Raw genomic sequence first — 16,179 nt, 5'->3', positions numbered from 1 at the left:
GAGGTCCCGCCGGTGTGGGGGCCCTCTCATACAACGGAAAACAAGTTCGGCTACTACAGAGATACGAGCCGACGGAAACAGGAGCACCACCGCATCGAGGAAACCGAGGAGAGCCGTCATGTGCAGCCACCAGCCCCCGTGCCCCATCGCCGACAGCCCCGAGCACCCCTGCGCCGTGATCGTGTCGGCCCACCCCGAACAGGGCTGGAGCCTGCTGTGCAACGGCATCATCGTCTTCGACGACACCGGTGAACTCCTCCCGGACGGGCGGGTGGTGAGCCCGCGCCGTACGGTCGGTGCACTGGCGGTGGCCGCCTGAGGTGTCAGGCGTCCAGACCGGTCAGGTCCAGGCGTCCGAGACGCTCGGCGTCGGCCAGGATGTACATCTCCGTGATGCGGCCGTCGGCAATGGTGACGGCCATGATCGACTGCGGCTTGCCCTCGGGGGCGTTGAGGATCCCGATCGTGCCGTTGACGAGCACGAGCGCGAACTGCGTGTGCCGCGCGAACTGCCGGAACAGCAGCGCCTGTTCGGCCACCGGCTTGGCGCCGCGCACCACCTTGGACGCCGCGACACCGCGGACCAGCGGCCCCGAGTCGGCGCGCAGCACGACCTCGGGGTCGAGGACCGCGAGCAGCGCCTCGAAGTCCCCCGCGCGGGAGGCCGCCATGAAGGCGTCCAGGACCTGCCGCTGTCTGCCGAGGTCGGGCTCGGTCGAGGGCGTGGCACCCCGCACCCGGCGCCGGGCACGGCTGGCCAGCTGGCGGGTCGCGGCCGAGGTGCGTTCCACGATCGGTGCGATGTCGTCGAAGGGCACCGCGAACATGTCGTGCAGCACGAACGCGATCCGCTCGGCGGGCTCCAGCGCCTCCAGCACAACCAGCAGTGCCAGGCCCACCGAGTCGGCCTGGAGCACCTCCTGCTCCGGGTCGATCTGCGACAGCGGCCGGATCACGGGGTCCGGGACGAAGGTGTCGTCCAGCGGCTCCTCATGGCGCCGGGTGCGTGAGCGCAGCATGTCCAGACAGACCCGGCCCACCACGGTGGTCAGCCAGCCGCCGAGGTTCTCGATCTCGTCCGCGTCGCTGCGGCTCAGCTTCAGCCAGGCCTCCTGGACGGCGTCCTCCGCCTCGGACAGCGAGCCGAGCATGCGGTAGGCGACCGCCTTGAGATGGCCGCGGTGCTCCTCGAAGCGGTCCGCCAGCAGTTCCGTATCGTTCACGTCTCCCCGTCTCCCCCGTCTCTTCCGTCAGCCGGTCGGCACTACCGGCTGAACAACTCGAACGCCACGGCAGGCTTCCCGCCGAACCGCTCCCCCGTCGCCTCCGCGTTCCCGGTGAGGAAGCGGCGGGCGTACGTCTCCGGGTCCTCGTCCGTCAACACCTCGATGTAGGTGCGGTGTTCCAGCAGCGAGCGCACCGCGCGCTCCAGACCGGCCGTCGCGTCCGCCGCGTGCGTGGGCGTGCTGGAACCGGCGACCGCGACCCAGCGGACGCCGTTCCACGGCTCCAGTCCCTGGGCGGCAAGCTCCGGGAAGATCCAGCGGTTGCCCGCGTCACCGGCCGCGTCCAGCGTGGCCCGGCCGACCGCCACATGGTCCGGCGTGTTCCAGGCGACGCCGCCCCAGGTGTCCCGGTGGTTGAGCGTGATCACCAGCTCGGGCCGGTGCCGGCGGATCGCGGCGGCGATGTCGCGGCGCAGGGCGGTGCCGTACTCGATCACGCCGTCCTGGTGGTCGAGGAACTCCACCGCGGTCACGCCCACGACGGCGGCGCTGGCCCGCTGCTCGCGCTCCCGCAGCGGGCCGCACTTCGCGGGCTCCAGCGTGTCGATGCCGGCCTCGCCGCGGGACGCCAGGACGTACGCGACCTCACGGCCTGCGTCCGTCCAGCCGGCGATCGCCGCCGAGCAGCCGTACTCAAGGTCGTCCGGGTGCGCGACGACGGCGAGTGCGCGCCGCCAGTCGTCGGGCATGGGCTTCAGCTGAGTGATCGTCGGCTCGGTCATGCCCGCACCCTAACGTGTGACAACGACATCACGCTTCGTCACGGGTGAGCGCGAGCAGCCGGTCCAGGACACGGGGGCCGCCGGCCCGTACGCCGTCGTGCTCGAACTCGTCGGTGACCCAGGTCCGCAGACCGCGGACGGCGCGGGCGGTGGCGAGGGAGTGGGCGGTGTCGACGTACATGTCGTCGTGGTAGACGGCTGCCGCCACCGGCACCTCGTTGGCGGCGAGGCGCGCGGAGTCGTACAGGGGTGTCCAGTCGGTGCGGGCGGCGAGGAGGTCTGCGGTCTCGCGCAGCGGGCGCAGGGCCGGGTCGCTGTCGAACATCCAGGGGTGGATGGTCTCGCCGGTGAACAGCAGCGGTCCGTCGCCCGCGAGCGTCTTGGCCGCGTCGAACTGCGGGAACTCGGCGCGCACCCGCTCGGCGGACCAGGCGGTGGGGCGGGCGCCCTGGCCGTAGATCGCCTCGTGGACGAGGGCGTACAGCGGGTGGCTCGCGTACGACAGCAGGCCCTGGGCCTCTTCCTGGAAGGCGTCCGAGAGGGCCGGGCCCTGCGGGGTGCGGACGAAGGCGTCCTCCAGGAGGTAGTGCAGGCGGTGGCTGCCCTCGCTGCCGCCGAGGACGATGCCGAGGGACTGGAAGGCCTCGGCGGTGAGGCGGTAGCCGTTCGGCAGGACCACGTCGTGCGCGAGGAGGTGGTCGGCGATACGGCGGGCGCGCTCGACGTCCTGCGGGTAGCGGGCGTAGTGCGCGGCGACCTTGCGCTCGATGCGCGGGAAGGCGGCGCGGTAGACGTCGTCGGCGTGGGCGTCGAGCGAGGGCAGGCCGCCGGTGATGACGGCGGCGGTCAGTCCCTCGGGGGCGGTGGAGAGGTAGTTGACCGTGCAGAAGCCGCCGAAGCTCTGGCCGAGGACGGTCCAGGGGGCGCCGCCGGTCACCTCACGGCGGATCGCCTCGCAGTCGCGGACGATCGCGTCGGCGCGGAAGTGCGTGAGGTAGTCGGCCTGGGCGGCGGGGCCGCCGCGCAGCGGGAGCGTCTGCCGGTTGGCGGGCGTGGAGTGGCCGGTGCCGCGCTGGTCGAGGAGCAGGACGCGGTACTCCTTCAGGGCGCGGCCGAGCCAGGCACCCCTGCCGACGAAGCGGTTCGCGCCGAAGCCGGGGCCGCCCTGGAGGTAGAGCAGCCACGGCAGGTCCTGGTGCGCCTTGTCGCTCGCGACGACCTCACGGGCGTAGAGCTCGATCGTCTCCCCCGTCGGGGCGCCGTGGTCTAGGGGCACGGTGAAGTGGCGGTCGGTGAGGACGACGCCGGGCTGGCGGTAGCTGACGGTCAACAGGGCTCCCGGGACGCAGGGTTTTCGGGCCGCGTCCCAGTTCAGCACATGTTCGTCCGCCGACCGAGCCCCGGGATCATGAAATCGTACTGAATGGCGGATCAGCGGGCCGAGAGGCTGGACCGGCGCACCACCAGCTCCGGCTGGAGTACGACACGCCGGTGCTCGTGCCGCCTCGTCCCGGTCTCCTCCTCCGTCTCCTCCAGCAGCATCTCCGCCGCGAGGGTGCCCATGGTGACGGCGGGCTGCCGTACGGAGGTGAGGGGGACGGCCGCGGCGGCCGCGAACTCGATGTCGTCGTAGCCGACGATCGCGAGGTCGTCGGGGACGCCGACGCCCGCGGCGTACATGGCCTGCAGGACGCCGAGGGCGAGCAGGTCGTTGGCGCAGAAGACGGCGGTGGGGCGCTCGGCGAGACCGAGCAGGCGGGCGCCGGCGTCCCGGCCCGCGGCGACGTCGAGCCGTTCGGTGGGCAGCTCGCGCAGGGAGTCGGGGCCGAGACCGGCCTCCTGCAGCGCGTTCAGGGCGCCGGTGCGGCGGTCGCGGACCTGGTTGAGGCCGGGCGGGCCGCTGACGTAGGCGATGGAGCGGTGCCCGGCGTCGACGAGATGGCGTACGGCGAGCGCGCCGCCCGCGACGTCGTCGACGGAGACCGAGCACTCGGTGGTGCCCTCGGCGACCCGGTCGACGAGGACGAAGGGGATGTTGTGCCGCCGGAACGTCTCGATGTTGCGGCCGGTGGCGTCGGCGGGGGTGAGCAGCACGCCGCGTACCCGCTGCTCGGCGAAGAGCGACAGGTAGTCGGCCTCCTCGCTCGGGCTCTGCGCGCTGTTGCAGACCATCACGCCGAGCCCGGCGTCGCGTGCGGTGCGCTCGGCGCCGCGCGCCACGTCGACGAAGAAGGGGTTGCCCATGTCGAGGACGAGCAGGCCCATGATCCGGCTGCGCCCCGCGCGCAGCTGGCGGGCGGACTCGCTGCGGACATAGCCCAGCCGGTCTATCGCGGACTGCACCCGTGCCCGGGTCTCGGTCGCGACCGTGTCCGGACGGTTGATGACGTTCGAGACCGTACCGACGGAGACTCCGGCGGCGCGAGCGACATCCTTGATACCCACCGACTGGGCCATCGGGCAGGGACCTCCAGGGAGACAGTTGAGACGTGGGGCGGCGGGAAGGCCTTCACATTACCGTCAAGCCGCCCACAACGGCTGCGATCAGGCAGGCAGGCGGAAGTTGAGGTTGCGCAGCGCCGAGGGCGTCGTACCGCTGGACTTCTCCTGGTACATGATCGACAGGAAGTTGTCCTGACCGACGCGCGTCTCGTCGATGACGACCTCGCCGAACGCGTTCAGCCCGGCCGTGACGCCGTCGTAGAGGATCGACCAGTCCGTGTACCCGGAGGCCTTGGAGGCTCCGGCTATCCGGCAGAACGGGAAGATCGCGTACGCGTTGTCGTACTTGTCCAGGATCAGCTTGGTGCGCTGGCTGGAGTTCAGCGGGACCGGGATCTCGGTCTTCTGCCAGGTGCCCGAGGAGTTCTTGCGGACGTGGAAGGCGCGGCCGTTGGCCGTGCGGTCGGCGACGTAGTCGGTGGTGCACTGCCCGAACCGGCCGGGGACGTAGCTGATGATCGCGTGCGGACGGCCGGCGGAGTCGGTGAACTGGCTCTCCTGGTTCATCAGGGAGTGGTCCGGGTTGAGCGCGTCGATCACCAGGCCGCTGTCGGTGACGGCGACCTTGTCGGAGCCGCCGGTGGTGCCGACGACGGTGCCGGCGTTGTTGCGCCAGGTGCGGCCGCGGTCGTCGGAGTAGACGTAGCCGGTGTCGTGGTTGGTGATGCCGCCGCCGTTGCACATCACGGCGCCGTTCTGCTCGCGCCAGGTGAAGAAGGAGTGCAGTCGGCCGTTCTTGTCGTAGTCGATGCCGTGCAGGTACATGTTGCGGGCGGTGGAGGAGCCGTGCTCGCTGGTGTAGGTGCCGGTGGAGCTGCTCCACTCCCCCAGGTTGGTCCAGGTCGAACCGTCGTATTCGGCGAGGGCGTTGCGGCCGTTGCCGGAGACGGCGACGCGGTAGCTGAGCTGGAGCTTGCCGTCGGGGGTGGAGACGAACTGCGGGTAGGTGAACTGCGAGGTGAGGGCGAGGCCGTCCAGGGTGGACTGGGGGGCTCCGAAACGGCTCGCGGTCCAGCTCAGGCCGGCCGGGTTGTCCACGAGACCGGCGACCGACTTGACGTAGGTGAAGCCGTCGCTGTGCGAGTCCATGTTGAGGTGGAGGCGCCCGTCGACCTTGGAGATTCCCATCGAGATCACGTTGTGGGAGTCGTCGTAGCGCAGGGTGTGGCCGACCTTCACGGTGGACCAGGTGCCGGCGCCGAGGGCGCGGCGGGCCACGACGGCGTTGCGGTCGGCGGTGTACCAGACGGCGTACTGGTAGCCCTTGTAGGTCAGCAGGCCGTTCTTCTGGAAGGCGTTGTTGTTGACCAGGCCGTCGTACGACACGAAGAAGATGGCCTGCGTGTCGAGCGTGGTCGTGCCGGTCAGCGTGAGGGACGGGCCGGGGTCCGCGGCGCGGGCGGTGCCGGAGGCGAGGGCGGGGGTCATGACGGCTCCGGCGAGTGCGGCGCCCAGCAGGGTGCGTCTCTTCATCTCGGGGGCTCCATTGTCGGCGTGGGGGGCGAGGGGAGGGGAGGCCGGGTCCTGCGGGGTGTCAGGCGAGGTGGAACACCTCGGTGAGCGGCTTCATGGCCTCGTCGGGTCGGGCACCGTCGAGGGCTTCGAAGAACTCGCCCATCTCGGCCTGCCAACGGGCGTTGACCTCGGTGGCCTCCATACCGGCCTTGGCGGCCTCGAAGTCCTCGGTCTCCAGGTAGCCGACGAGGAGGCCGTCGTCGCGCAGGAAGAGCGAGTAGTTGTGCCAGCCGGTGGCCGAGAGTGCTTCGAGCATCTCCGGCCACACGGCGGCATGGCGTTCGCGGTACTCGGCGAGCTTGCCCTCACGGACCTTGAGCAGAAAACAGACGCGCTGCATGAAGTACCGCTCCAGGCTCAGAAGTTGTACTGGTCGATGTTCTTGGCGTCGAAGACGGTCGGCTTGCCGAGGCTGATCACGCCGTCCTTGCCGATGGTGTATGTGGTGTCGCCGGCCTTGAAGGTCTCGCCCTCCTTGCCAGTGATCTGCCCGGAGACCAGGGCGACGGCGGCGCGGGCGGCGAGGTCGCCGAGCTTGGCCGGGTCCCACAGCTCGAATGCCTCGACGGTGCCGTTCTTGACGTACTTGCGCATGTCGTTGGGGGTGCCGAGGCCGGTCAGCTTGACCTTGCCCTTGTACTTGGAGCCCGACAGGTACTGGGCGGCGGCCTTGATGCCGACGGTGGTCGGGGAGATGATCCCCTTCAGGTTCGGGTACTCCTGGAGCAGGCCCTGGGTCTGCTGGAAGGACTTCTGGGCGTCGTCGTCGCCGTAGGCGACCTTGACCAGCTTGACGTCCTTGTACTTGGGGTCCTTGAGCTCCTGCTTCATGAAGTCGATCCAGATGTTCTGGTTCGTCGCGGTCTGCGCGGCTGACAGGATCGCGATCTCGCCCTTGTAGCCGATCTGCTCGGCGAGCAGCTGCACCTCGGTGCGGCCGAGGTCCTCGGCGGAGGCCTGCGAGACGAAGGCGTTGCGACAGCCGGCGGTGGTGTCGGAGTCGTAGGTGACGACCTTGATGCCGTTTTTCATGGCCTGCTTCAGCGCGGTGCACAGCGCGCCCGGGTCCTGCGCGGACACGGCCATCGCGTCGACCTGCTGCTGGGTGAGCGTGTTGACGTAACTCACCTGCCCGGCCGTGTCGGTGGCGCTGGACGGGCCGACCTCCTTGTAGCTGGAGCCGAGCTCCTTCAGGGCCGCCTCGCCGCCCTTGTCCGCGGAGGTGAAGTAGGGGTTGTTGACCTGCTTGGGCAGGAAGCCGACGGTCAGCCCCTTCTTCAGCTCGGCGTTCGGGTCGGCCTTGCCGGCGGTGGCCGCGGAGGCACCTTCGTCCTTGACGTCCTCCTTGGTGGTGCCGCCGCAGGCGGTGAGGGCGAGGGCGAGGGATGTCGCGGCGGCGAGGCCGGCGGAGGCACGGCGGAGGGATGACTTGCGCATGACGGTTTCCTTTGAACGAGGTTGAGGTGAGCGCCCCTTCAGGGGCGCGGGGCTGTATCGATTTGCGGCTCCGCCGCGTGGGCGCGACCAGCCACATACGGCCTTCAGCCGGACGATTGAGCACGCACAACGGCGATTTGCCGAGCCACCCGCGGCCCGAGGACGGAAAGCACGAGCAACACACCCGTGACGACGATCTGGGACTGGGCGGAAACGTCCTGAAGGCTCATGACGTTCTGCAACGCCCCCAGCAGGAACACGCCGGCAATGGCACCACCCAACGTCCCCTTTCCACCGTCGAAGTCGATTCCGCCGAGCAACACGGCGGCAACAACCGACAGTTCAAGACCGGTGGCATTGTCATAGCGAGCACTCGCGTAGTGCAGCGCCCAGAAGATCCCGGTGAGCGAGGCCATCAGCCCCGTGACCGTGAACAGGATCAACTTCTGCCGCTTGACCCGGATGCCGGCGAACCGCGCCGCCTCCTCGCTCGCGCCGATCGCGAACAGCGACCGCCCGAACGGCGTGGCGTGCAGCGCGGCCACGGCGATGGCGAGCAGCACGAGGAAGGGCAGGAAGGCGTACGGGATGAAGGTGTCGCCGAGGCGTCCGGCCGCGAAGTCCAGGTACTGGGTGGGGAAGTCGGTCACCGCGTCGGACCCGAGGACGATCTGCGCGATGCCCCGGTAGGCGGCGAGCGTGCCGATGGTGACGGCGAGGGACGGCAGCCCCAGCCTGGTCACCAGCAGACCGTTGATCAGGCCGCACACCACACCGAGCAGCAGACAGATCGGGATGATCGTCTCGATCGTCATGCCCCGGTTCCACAGGGCACCCATCACGGCGCCCGAGAGACCGGCGGTGGAGGCGACCGAGAGATCGATCTCGCCCGAGACGACCAGGAGTGTCATCGGCAGGGCGATCAGGGCGATCGGGAGGGTGTTCCCGATCAGGAACGACAGGTTGAGGGCGTTCCCGAAACCGTCGACCGTGGTGAAGGACAGCAGGAGCACGACGATGAGCAGGGCGCCGACCGCCGTGTCCCAGCGAACGGCGCGCGCGAGCGAGAAGTCAGCCATGGCGGGCGTTCCTCTTCTTCAGGGCGGTGGCCACCCGCAGCGCGACGATCCGGTCGACCGCGATGGCGAGGATGAGCAGGATGCCGTTGATGGCGAGCACCCAGACGGAGCTGACGCCGAGGGCGGGCAGCACGCTGTTGATGGAGGTCAGCAGCAGCGCGCCGAGCGCCGCGCCGTAGACGCCGCCGGAGCCGCCGGTGAAGACGACACCGCCGACCACGACCGCGCTGACGACGGTGAGTTCGTAGCCGGTGCCGGTGCCGGAGTCGACGTTGCCGAACCGGGCCAGGTACAGGGCGCCCGCGAGTCCGGCCAGCGCACCGCAGAAGGTGTACGCGGCGAGGATCCGCTTGCGCACCGGGATGCCGGCGAGGCGTGCGGCCTCCGGGTTGGAGCCGAGGGCGTACAGCTCGCGGCCGCTGCCGTAGTGCTTGAGGTAGTAGGCGGTGGCCACCAGCACGGCGAGGGCGATCAGTGCCAGCCACGGTACGGCGGAGATGCCGCCGGAGCCGAAGTCGACGAAGCCGTCCGGGAGGTCGGCCGCGGTGATCTGGCGGGAGCCGACCCAGATGGAGTCGATGCCGCGGATGATGTAGAGGGTGCCCAGGGTGACGACGAGTGCGGGCACCTGGCCGAGGCTGACGAGCAGGCCGTTGAGCAGTCCGAAGCCGATGCCCAGCAGGACCGCGAGGAGCACGGCGACGACCGGGTTGCCGCCGTCCTGGAGGTACGTTCCGGCGGCGAAGGCGCTGATGCCGAGCGTGGAGCCGACCGACAGGTCGACGTTCCTGGTGATCACCACCAGGGACTGGCCGGTGGCGACCAGGACGAGGATCGTCGCGTTCAGGAGCAGGTCCTTGATGCCCTGCTCGGTGAGGAACTCGCTGTTGCCCAGCTGGGTGACGACGATCATCACCACGAAGACGGCCAGGATGGCGAGTTCGCGCATCTTGAAGACGCGGTCGACCAGGCGGGTGCCGCTGGACTTGGGTACGTCGGTCACGGGAGCCTCTTGGGGAGTGGTCACCGTCATGCGGCGGCCCTCCCGGTGGCTGCGGCCATCACGGTTTCCTCGGTGGCTTCGGAGCGCGGGATCTCGGCGGTGAGGCGGCCCTCGTGCATCACGAGGACGCGGTCGGCCATGCCGAGGATCTCGGGCAGATCGGAGGAGATCATCAGGACGGCGACCCCGTCGGCGGCCAGTTCGCTGAGCAGCCGGTGCACCTCGGCCTTGGTGCCGACGTCGATGCCCCGGGTGGGTTCGTCCACGATCAGCACCTTGGGGCCGGTGGCGAGCCACTTGGCGAGGACGACCTTCTGCTGGTTGCCGCCGGACAGGGTCGACACGGCGTCGGCGATCCGGGCGTACTTGACCTGGAGCCTGACGGCCCAGTCGAGGGAGCGGCTGCGTTCGGCGCCGCGGTCCATGAAGCCGGCCCTGACCGTCGTACGAAGCCCGGTCAGGCCGATGTTGCGCTCGATGGACATGTCCATCACCAGGCCCTGGGCGCGCCGGTCCTCGGGGACGAGGGCGAGCCCGCAGGCCATGGCGGTGGACGGGGCGCCGTTGGTCAGGGCCCTGGCGTCGACCAAGACCTCGCCGGCGTCCCAGCGGTCGATGCCGAACACGGCTCGCGCGACCTCCGTACGGCCGGCGCCGACGAGCCCGGCGAGGCCGACGATCTCTCCGCGCCGGACGTCGAAGGAGACGTCGGTGAAGACGCCCTCGCGGGTCAGCCGGCGTACGCTGAGCGCGACTTCGCCCGGCTTCACGTCCTGCTTGGGGTACAGCTCGTCGAGGTCGCGGCCGACCATGCGGCGGACGAGGTCGTCCTCGGTCATGTCCTCGACCGGCTCACTGGCGATCCAGGCGCCGTCGCGCAGGGTGGTGACCCGCTGGCAGATCTGGAAGATCTCCTCCAGCCGGTGGGAGATGAACAGGACGGCGGCGCCCTGTTCGCGCAGGGTGCGGACCACGCCGAAGAGCCGGGCGACCTCGCTGCCGGTGAGTGCGGCGGTCGGCTCGTCCATGATCAGGACGCGGGCGTCGAAGGAGAGCGCCTTGGCGATCTCGACGATCTGCTGGTCGGCGATGGACAGGCCGCGCGCGGGGCGGTCGGGGTCGAGTTCGACGCCGAGCCGCTGCATCAGGGCGAGCGTCGCGGCGTGCGTGGCCTTGTGGTCGATACGGCCGAGGGCGCGCTTCGGCCGGCGGCTCATGAAGATGTTCTCGGCGATCGACAGGTCGGGGAAGAGGGTCGGCTCCTGGTAGATCACGGCGATGCCGGCGTCGCGGGCGTCGCCGGGGCCGTGGAAGACGACGGGCGCACCGTCGAGCAGCACCTGGCCGGCGTCCGGCCGGTGCACTCCGGCGAGCGCCTTGATCAGGGTCGACTTGCCCGCGCCGTTCTCCCCGGCGAGGGCGTGTACCTCCCCGGGGAACAGCTCCAGGGAGACGTCCCGCAGGGCGCGGACCGCGCCGAAGGACTTCGAGACGTCCCTGAGCGCCAGAACCGGGGCCGGACCCGTGGTGGACGGGTGGGTCATGGGGGCTCCTCGACGACGCCGGCGGGACGGCCCTCACGGCGTCGTGAAAGGTTTCAACTTGGTTGCCGGGACGTTAGGCATGGAGCGCATGTCACGTCAATGGGTCCGTGTCGAAAAGATTTCGATGAGCGAAGGTCGCGGGGGAGTCACAACCGTTGGCCTTGGTCGCGGGGCTTGACACCCCTTCGGGGGGCTCATACGTTCCCGTCTTGAATCGTTTCACAGCGGAGCGGTTCAGTTGACTTCCGTCCGATCTCCGTCCCGACGTCACAGGAGCCCTCAGTGACCGAGCTCGCCGCGGTGAAGGCCGCACTCAAGACCCAGGCAGTCGAAACGCCGTCGTGGGCGTACGGGAACTCGGGGACGCGGTTCAAGGTGTTCGCCCAGGACGGCGTTCCACGGACGCCGCGGGAGAAACTGGATGACGCGGCCCAGGTGCACGCGTTCACGGGTGTGGCGCCGACCGTCGCGCTGCACATTCCCTGGGACAAGGTCGACGACTACGCGGCGTTGGCGAAACACGCCGAGGAGCGTGGCGTGGGGCTCGGCGCGATCAACTCCAACACCTTCCAGGACGACGACTACAAGCTGGGCAGCATCTGTCATCCGGACGCGGTGGTGCGCCGCAAGGCCGTCGATCATCTGCTGGAGTGCGTCGACATCATGGATGCGACGGGCTCGCGGGATCTGAAGCTGTGGTTCGCGGACGGCACGAACTATCCCGGGCAGGACGACATCCGGGCGCGGCAGGACCGGCTGGCCGAGGGGCTGGCGGAGGTGTACGAGCGGCTCGGGGACGGGCAGCGGATGCTGCTGGAGTACAAGTTCTTCGAGCCGGCGTTCTACACGACGGACGTGCCGGACTGGGGGACGGCGTACGCGCACTGCCTGAAGCTCGGGCCGAAGGCGCAGGTCGTGGTCGACACCGGGCATCACGCGCCCGGCACCAACATCGAGTTCATCGTCGCGACGCTGCTCAGGGAGGGGAAGCTCGGTGGGTTCGACTTCAACTCCCGGTTCTACGCCGACGACGACCTGATGGTGGGGGCGGCTGATCCGTTCCAGTTGTTCCGGATCATGTACGAGGTCGTGCGTGGGGGCGGATTCACTCCTGACGTCGCGTTCATGCTCGATCAGTGCCACAACATCGAGGCGAAGATTCCGGCGATCATCCGGTCGGTGATGAATGTGCAGGAGGCCACGGCGAAGGCGTTGCTGGTCGACGGCGCCGCTCTGGCCGGGGCGCAGGCTGCCGGGGATGTGCTCGGGGCTAATGCCGTGGTGATGGATGCGTACAACACGGATGTGCGGCCGCTTCTTGCTGAGGTACGGGGAGAGATGGGGCTTGATGCCGATCCCATGGCCGCCTACCGCCGGTCCGGGTGGGCCGAGAAGATCGTGGCCGAGCGGGTGGGTGGGCAGCAGGCCGGTTGGGGGGCGTGAGCGTCTGCCGTCTTCCGTTGTCCCCGGACTGCGGGCCGTATGTGGCTGGTCGCGCCCACGCGGCGGAGCCGCATATCGACACAGCCCCGCGCCCCTAAAAGCATCTCCCCTCACCCTCGTCTGGATAGGACTGAACACTCATGTCTCCCCATCCCGAAGCCGACGCCCTCCTCGCCCGGTCCCACCGGCTCGGCTCCGATCCCCGTAACACCAACTACGCCGGCGGGAACGCGTCCGCCAAGGGCACCGGCACCGACCCCGTCACCGGCGGTGAGGTGGAGCTGATGTGGGTCAAGGGGTCCGGGGGCGATCTCGGGACGCTCACCGAGGCCGGGCTGGCCGTGTTGCGGCTGGACCGGATGCGGGCGCTCGTCGAGGTGTATCCCGGTGTCGAGCGCGAGGACGAGATGGTCGCCGCCTTCGACTACTGCCTGCACGGCAAGGGCGGAGCGGCTCCGTCCATCGACACCGCCATGCACGGGCTCGTCGAGGCGGCGCATGTCGATCATCTGCATCCCGACTCCGGGATCGCGCTCGCCTGCGCCGCCGACGGCGAGAAGCTGACCGCCGAGTGTTTCGGGGACAGCGTGGTGTGGGTGCCTTGGCGGCGGCCCGGGTTCCAGCTCGGGCTGGACATCGCCGCTGTGCAGGCCGCCAATCCGCAGGCCATCGGGTGCATCCTCGGCGGGCACGGGATCACCGCCTGGGGCGACACCTCCGAGGAGTGCGAGCGCAACTCGCTGCACATCATCCGCACCGCCGAGGCGTTTCTCGCCGAGCGCGGGAAGCCGGAGCCCTTCGGGCCGGTGATCGAGGGATACGCTGCGCTCGGCGCCACCGAACGGCGGGAGCGGGCCGCGGCGCTGGCACCGGTCATCCGAGCCATCGCCTCCCAGGACCGGCCGCAGGTCGGTCACTTCACCGACTCCGACGTCGTCCTCGACTTCCTCGCCAGCGCCGAGCACCCGCGGCTCGCGGCCCTGGGCACCTCGTGCCCGGACCACTTCCTGCGGACCAAGGTCCGGCCGCTGGTCCTGGATCTGCCGCCGACCGCTCCGCTGGAGGAAGCCGTCGCCCGGTTCAAGGAGCTGCACGCCGAGTACCGCGAGGAGTACGCCGCCTACTACCGGCGGCATGCGCTGCCCGACTCCCCCGCCATGCGCGGCGCCGACCCGGCGATCGTGCTCGTTCCGGGGGTCGGCATGTTCAGCTTCGGCAAGGACAAGCAGACCGCGCGGGTGGCCGGTGAGTTCTATGTCAACGCCATCAATGTGATGCGCGGGGCCGAGGCGGTCTCCACCTACGCGCCCATCGAGGAGTCCGAGAAGTTCCGGATCGAGTATTGGGCCCTTGAGGAGGCCAAGCTTCAGCGGATGCCCCGGCCCAAGCCGCTGGCGACGCGGGTCGCGCTGGTGACCGGCGCGGGCAGCGGGATCGGGAAGGCCATCGCGCGGCGGCTGGTCGGCGAGGGTGCGTGTGTGGTCGTCGCGGACCTGAACGCCGAGAACGCCCAGGCCGTCGCCGAGGAGCTCGGCGGTGCCGACAAGGCCGTCGCCGTGCCGGTGGACGTCACGTCCGAGGAGCAGATCGCCGACGCGTTCAAGGCGGCAGTGCTCGCCTTCGGTGGCGTCGATCTCGTCGTCAACAACGCCGGGATCTCCATCTCCAAGCCGCTGCTTGAGACCTCGGCCAAGGACTGGGACCTCCAGCACGACATCATGGCGCGCGGTTCCTTCCTCGTGTCGCGGGAGGCGGCGCGTGTGATGATCGCGCAGGGGCTGGGCGGTGACATCGTCTACATCGCCTCCAAGAACGCCGTCTTCGCCGGGCCCAACAACATCGCCTACTCGGCCACCAAGGCCGACCAGGCTCATCAAGTGCGGCTGCTGGCGGCCGAGTTGGGCGAGCACGGCATCCGCGTCAACGGGATCAACCCGGACGGCGTCGTGCGCGGGTCGGGAATCTTCGCCGGAGGGTGGGGCGCCAAGCGCGCCGCCGTGTACGGGGTCGAGGAGGAGAAGCTGGGCGAGTTCTACGCCCAGCGCACCATCCTCAAGCGTGAAGTGCTCCCGGACCATGTCGCGAACGCCGTCTTCGCCCTCACCGGCGGGGACCTGACGCACACCACCGGGCTGCACATCCCGGTCGACGCCGGCGTCGCGGCCGCCTTCCTGCGGTGAGCGCGGCCGTGAAGTCGTACGCCGCGGTCGACCTCGGCGCGTCCAGCGGGCGTGTCATGGTCGGCCGCGTCGGCCCCGACAGTCTGGAGCTGACCGAGGCACACCGGTTCGTGAACCGGCCGGTGCGGGTGCCCGAGGGGCTGCGCTGGGATGCGCTCGGCCTCTATGCCGGGGTGTTGGACGGCCTGCGGGCGGCCGGGCAGGTCGACTCGGTCGGCATCGACAGCTGGGCCGTGGACTACGGGCTGCTGGATGCCGACGGGGCGCTGCTCGGCAATCCCGTGCACTACCGGGACTCCCGGACGGAGGGGGTCGCCGAGAAGGTGTGGGCGACCGTGCCCGCGCGGGAGCTGTACGCCGCGACCGGGTTGCAGTACGCCCCCTTCAACACCCTGTACCAGCTGACGGCCGCCCGAGCCTCGGCCCAACTGCCGCACGCCAAGCGTCTGTTGCTCATCCCCGACCTCCTGACGTACTGGCTCACCGGCGAGCAGGGCACCGAGCTCACCAACGCCTCCACCACCCAGCTGATCGACCCCCGCACGCGCGACTGGTCGTACGGCATCGCCTCCCGGCTGGGCATCGACCTGGGGCTGTTCGCGCCGCTCCGGCAACCCGGCGACTTGGCGGGGGTACTGCGCGACGAGGTGCTGGAGGAGGCCGGGCTCACCGGGCCGGTGCCGGTCACGGCGGTCGGGTCGCACGACACCGCGTCCGCCGTGGCCGCCGTTCCGGCCGAGGGCGAGCGGTTCGCGTACATCTGCACCGGGACCTGGTCGCTGGCGGGGCTTGAGCTGGACGCGCCCGTGCTGAGCGAGGAGAGCCGGGCCGCCAACTTCACCAATGAGCTGGGGCTGGACGGCACGGTCCGGTATCTGCGGAACATCATGGGGTTGTGGCTGCTCCAGGAGTGCGTACGGGCCTGGGGGGACCCGGAGTTGGGCGCGTTGCTGCTGGACGCCGCCAAGGTGCCGGCGCTGCGGTCGGTGGTGGACGCGGGTGACTCGGCGTTCCTGGCGCCGGGGCGGATGCCGGAGCGGATCGCCGAGGCGTGCCGGGCCTCGGGGCAGCCGGTGCCCGTCTCGCCCGCCGAGATCACGCGGTGCATCCTCGACTCGCTCGCCCTCGCCCATCGCCGGGCCGTCGCCGAGGCGCAGCGGCTGGCCGACCATCCGGTGGACGTCGTGCATGTCGTCGGGGGCGGCACGCGCAACGCGCTGCTGTGCCAACTGACCGCCGACGCCTGCGGGCTGCCCGTGGTGGCCGGCCCGACCGAGGCAGCCGCCCTCGGGAACGTCCTCGTCCAGGCCCGGGCCCACGGGCTGGTCGGCGACCTGAGAGACGGGCGGCGCCTGCTCACCCGTACCCAGCCGTTGACCCGGTATGAGCCGCGCGGGGGCGCGGCGCGCTGGAGCGGGGCGGAGGCCCGGCTCGCCCGGGGGTGAACGGGGTCTCCCCGCGGCCGCGC

Annotated in this window: 14 protein-coding genes; 4 read left to right on the top strand and 10 right to left on the bottom strand. The window is 70.2% G+C overall.

The annotated features are described in order from the left end of the window. Nucleotides 1-118: 118 nt before the first annotated feature. A complete protein-coding gene (locus tag POF73_RS00595; RefSeq protein WP_272112342.1) occupies nt 119-319 on the top strand; it encodes a DUF5999 family protein in 201 nt (66 codons plus the stop codon). A gap of 4 nt (nt 320-323) precedes the next feature. Here POF73_RS00595 and sigJ read toward each other — a convergent pair whose 3' ends face one another. The 10 genes from sigJ to POF73_RS00545 all read right to left on the bottom strand — a co-directional run bounded on the left by sigJ (nt 324) and on the right by POF73_RS00545 (nt 11,088). Then, nucleotides 324-1,223, bottom strand: a complete 900-nt coding sequence (gene sigJ / locus POF73_RS00590) for an RNA polymerase sigma factor SigJ (RefSeq protein WP_272112341.1) — start codon at nt 1,221-1,223, stop codon at nt 324-326. 41 nt (nt 1,224-1,264) lie between these two features. After that, nucleotides 1,265-2,008 (bottom strand): PIG-L deacetylase family protein, encoded by a 744-nt coding sequence (locus POF73_RS00585; RefSeq protein ID WP_272112340.1) that lies wholly within the window; start codon nt 2,006-2,008, stop codon nt 1,265-1,267. 28 nt (nt 2,009-2,036) lie between these two features. Beyond that, entirely contained in the window at nt 2,037-3,338 is a 1,302-nt protein-coding gene (locus POF73_RS00580; protein WP_272112339.1) for an alpha/beta fold hydrolase, read from the bottom strand. 101 nt (nt 3,339-3,439) lie between these two features. Then, the gene (locus tag POF73_RS00575; RefSeq protein WP_272112338.1) at nt 3,440-4,465 is read right to left on the bottom strand and encodes a LacI family DNA-binding transcriptional regulator; all 1,026 of its coding nucleotides are present in this window, start codon (nt 4,463-4,465) and stop codon (nt 3,440-3,442) included. An 87-nt stretch (nt 4,466-4,552) separates the two neighbouring features. Beyond that, nucleotides 4,553-5,983 (bottom strand): BNR repeat-containing protein, encoded by a 1,431-nt coding sequence (locus tag POF73_RS00570; protein ID WP_272112337.1) that lies wholly within the window; start codon nt 5,981-5,983, stop codon nt 4,553-4,555. 61 nt (nt 5,984-6,044) lie between these two features. After that, the gene (locus POF73_RS00565; RefSeq protein WP_272112336.1) at nt 6,045-6,365 is read right to left on the bottom strand and encodes an L-rhamnose mutarotase; all 321 of its coding nucleotides are present in this window, start codon (nt 6,363-6,365) and stop codon (nt 6,045-6,047) included. Between the two features lie 17 nt (nt 6,366-6,382). Continuing rightward, the gene (gene rhaS, locus POF73_RS00560) at nt 6,383-7,462 is read right to left on the bottom strand and encodes a rhamnose ABC transporter substrate-binding protein (RefSeq protein WP_272112335.1); all 1,080 of its coding nucleotides are present in this window, start codon (nt 7,460-7,462) and stop codon (nt 6,383-6,385) included. Nucleotides 7,463-7,566: 104 nt separating this feature from the next. Next, complete coding sequence (locus POF73_RS00555; RefSeq protein WP_272112334.1) at nt 7,567-8,541, bottom strand: ABC transporter permease; 975 nt, start codon at nt 8,539-8,541, stop codon at nt 7,567-7,569. Further along, entirely contained in the window at nt 8,534-9,574 is a 1,041-nt protein-coding gene (locus tag POF73_RS00550; RefSeq protein WP_272112333.1) for an ABC transporter permease, read from the bottom strand. Before POF73_RS00550 ends, POF73_RS00555 begins: the two co-directional genes overlap by 8 nt. Then, complete coding sequence (locus POF73_RS00545) at nt 9,571-11,088, bottom strand: sugar ABC transporter ATP-binding protein (protein ID WP_272112332.1); 1,518 nt, start codon at nt 11,086-11,088, stop codon at nt 9,571-9,573. The genes POF73_RS00550 and POF73_RS00545 overlap by 4 nt, the downstream gene beginning before the upstream one ends. Before the next feature lie 282 nt (nt 11,089-11,370). Here POF73_RS00545 and rhaI point away from each other — a divergent pair, with 282 nt between their 5' ends. The 3 genes from rhaI to POF73_RS00530 all read left to right on the top strand — a co-directional run bounded on the left by rhaI (nt 11,371) and on the right by POF73_RS00530 (nt 16,156). Then, nucleotides 11,371-12,531, top strand: coding sequence for an L-rhamnose isomerase (gene rhaI / locus POF73_RS00540; protein ID WP_272112331.1), 1,161 nt, complete (start codon nt 11,371-11,373; stop codon nt 12,529-12,531). A gap of 140 nt (nt 12,532-12,671) precedes the next feature. Then, nucleotides 12,672-14,711 carry a bifunctional aldolase/short-chain dehydrogenase gene (locus tag POF73_RS00535; RefSeq protein ID WP_272112330.1) on the top strand — a complete coding sequence of 680 codons (2,040 nt, stop codon included), beginning with the start codon at nt 12,672-12,674 and terminating at the stop codon, nt 14,709-14,711. Next, nucleotides 14,708-16,156 (top strand): rhamnulokinase, encoded by a 1,449-nt coding sequence (locus POF73_RS00530; RefSeq protein ID WP_272112329.1) that lies wholly within the window; start codon nt 14,708-14,710, stop codon nt 16,154-16,156. Before POF73_RS00535 ends, POF73_RS00530 begins: the two co-directional genes overlap by 4 nt. Nucleotides 16,157-16,179: the final 23 nt, after the last annotated feature.

It is taken from the genome of Streptomyces sp. HD, assembly GCF_028369295.1.
GTDB lineage: Bacteria > Actinomycetota > Actinomycetes > Streptomycetales > Streptomycetaceae > Streptomyces.
This window is presented reverse-complemented; position numbering and strand designations above follow the sequence as displayed.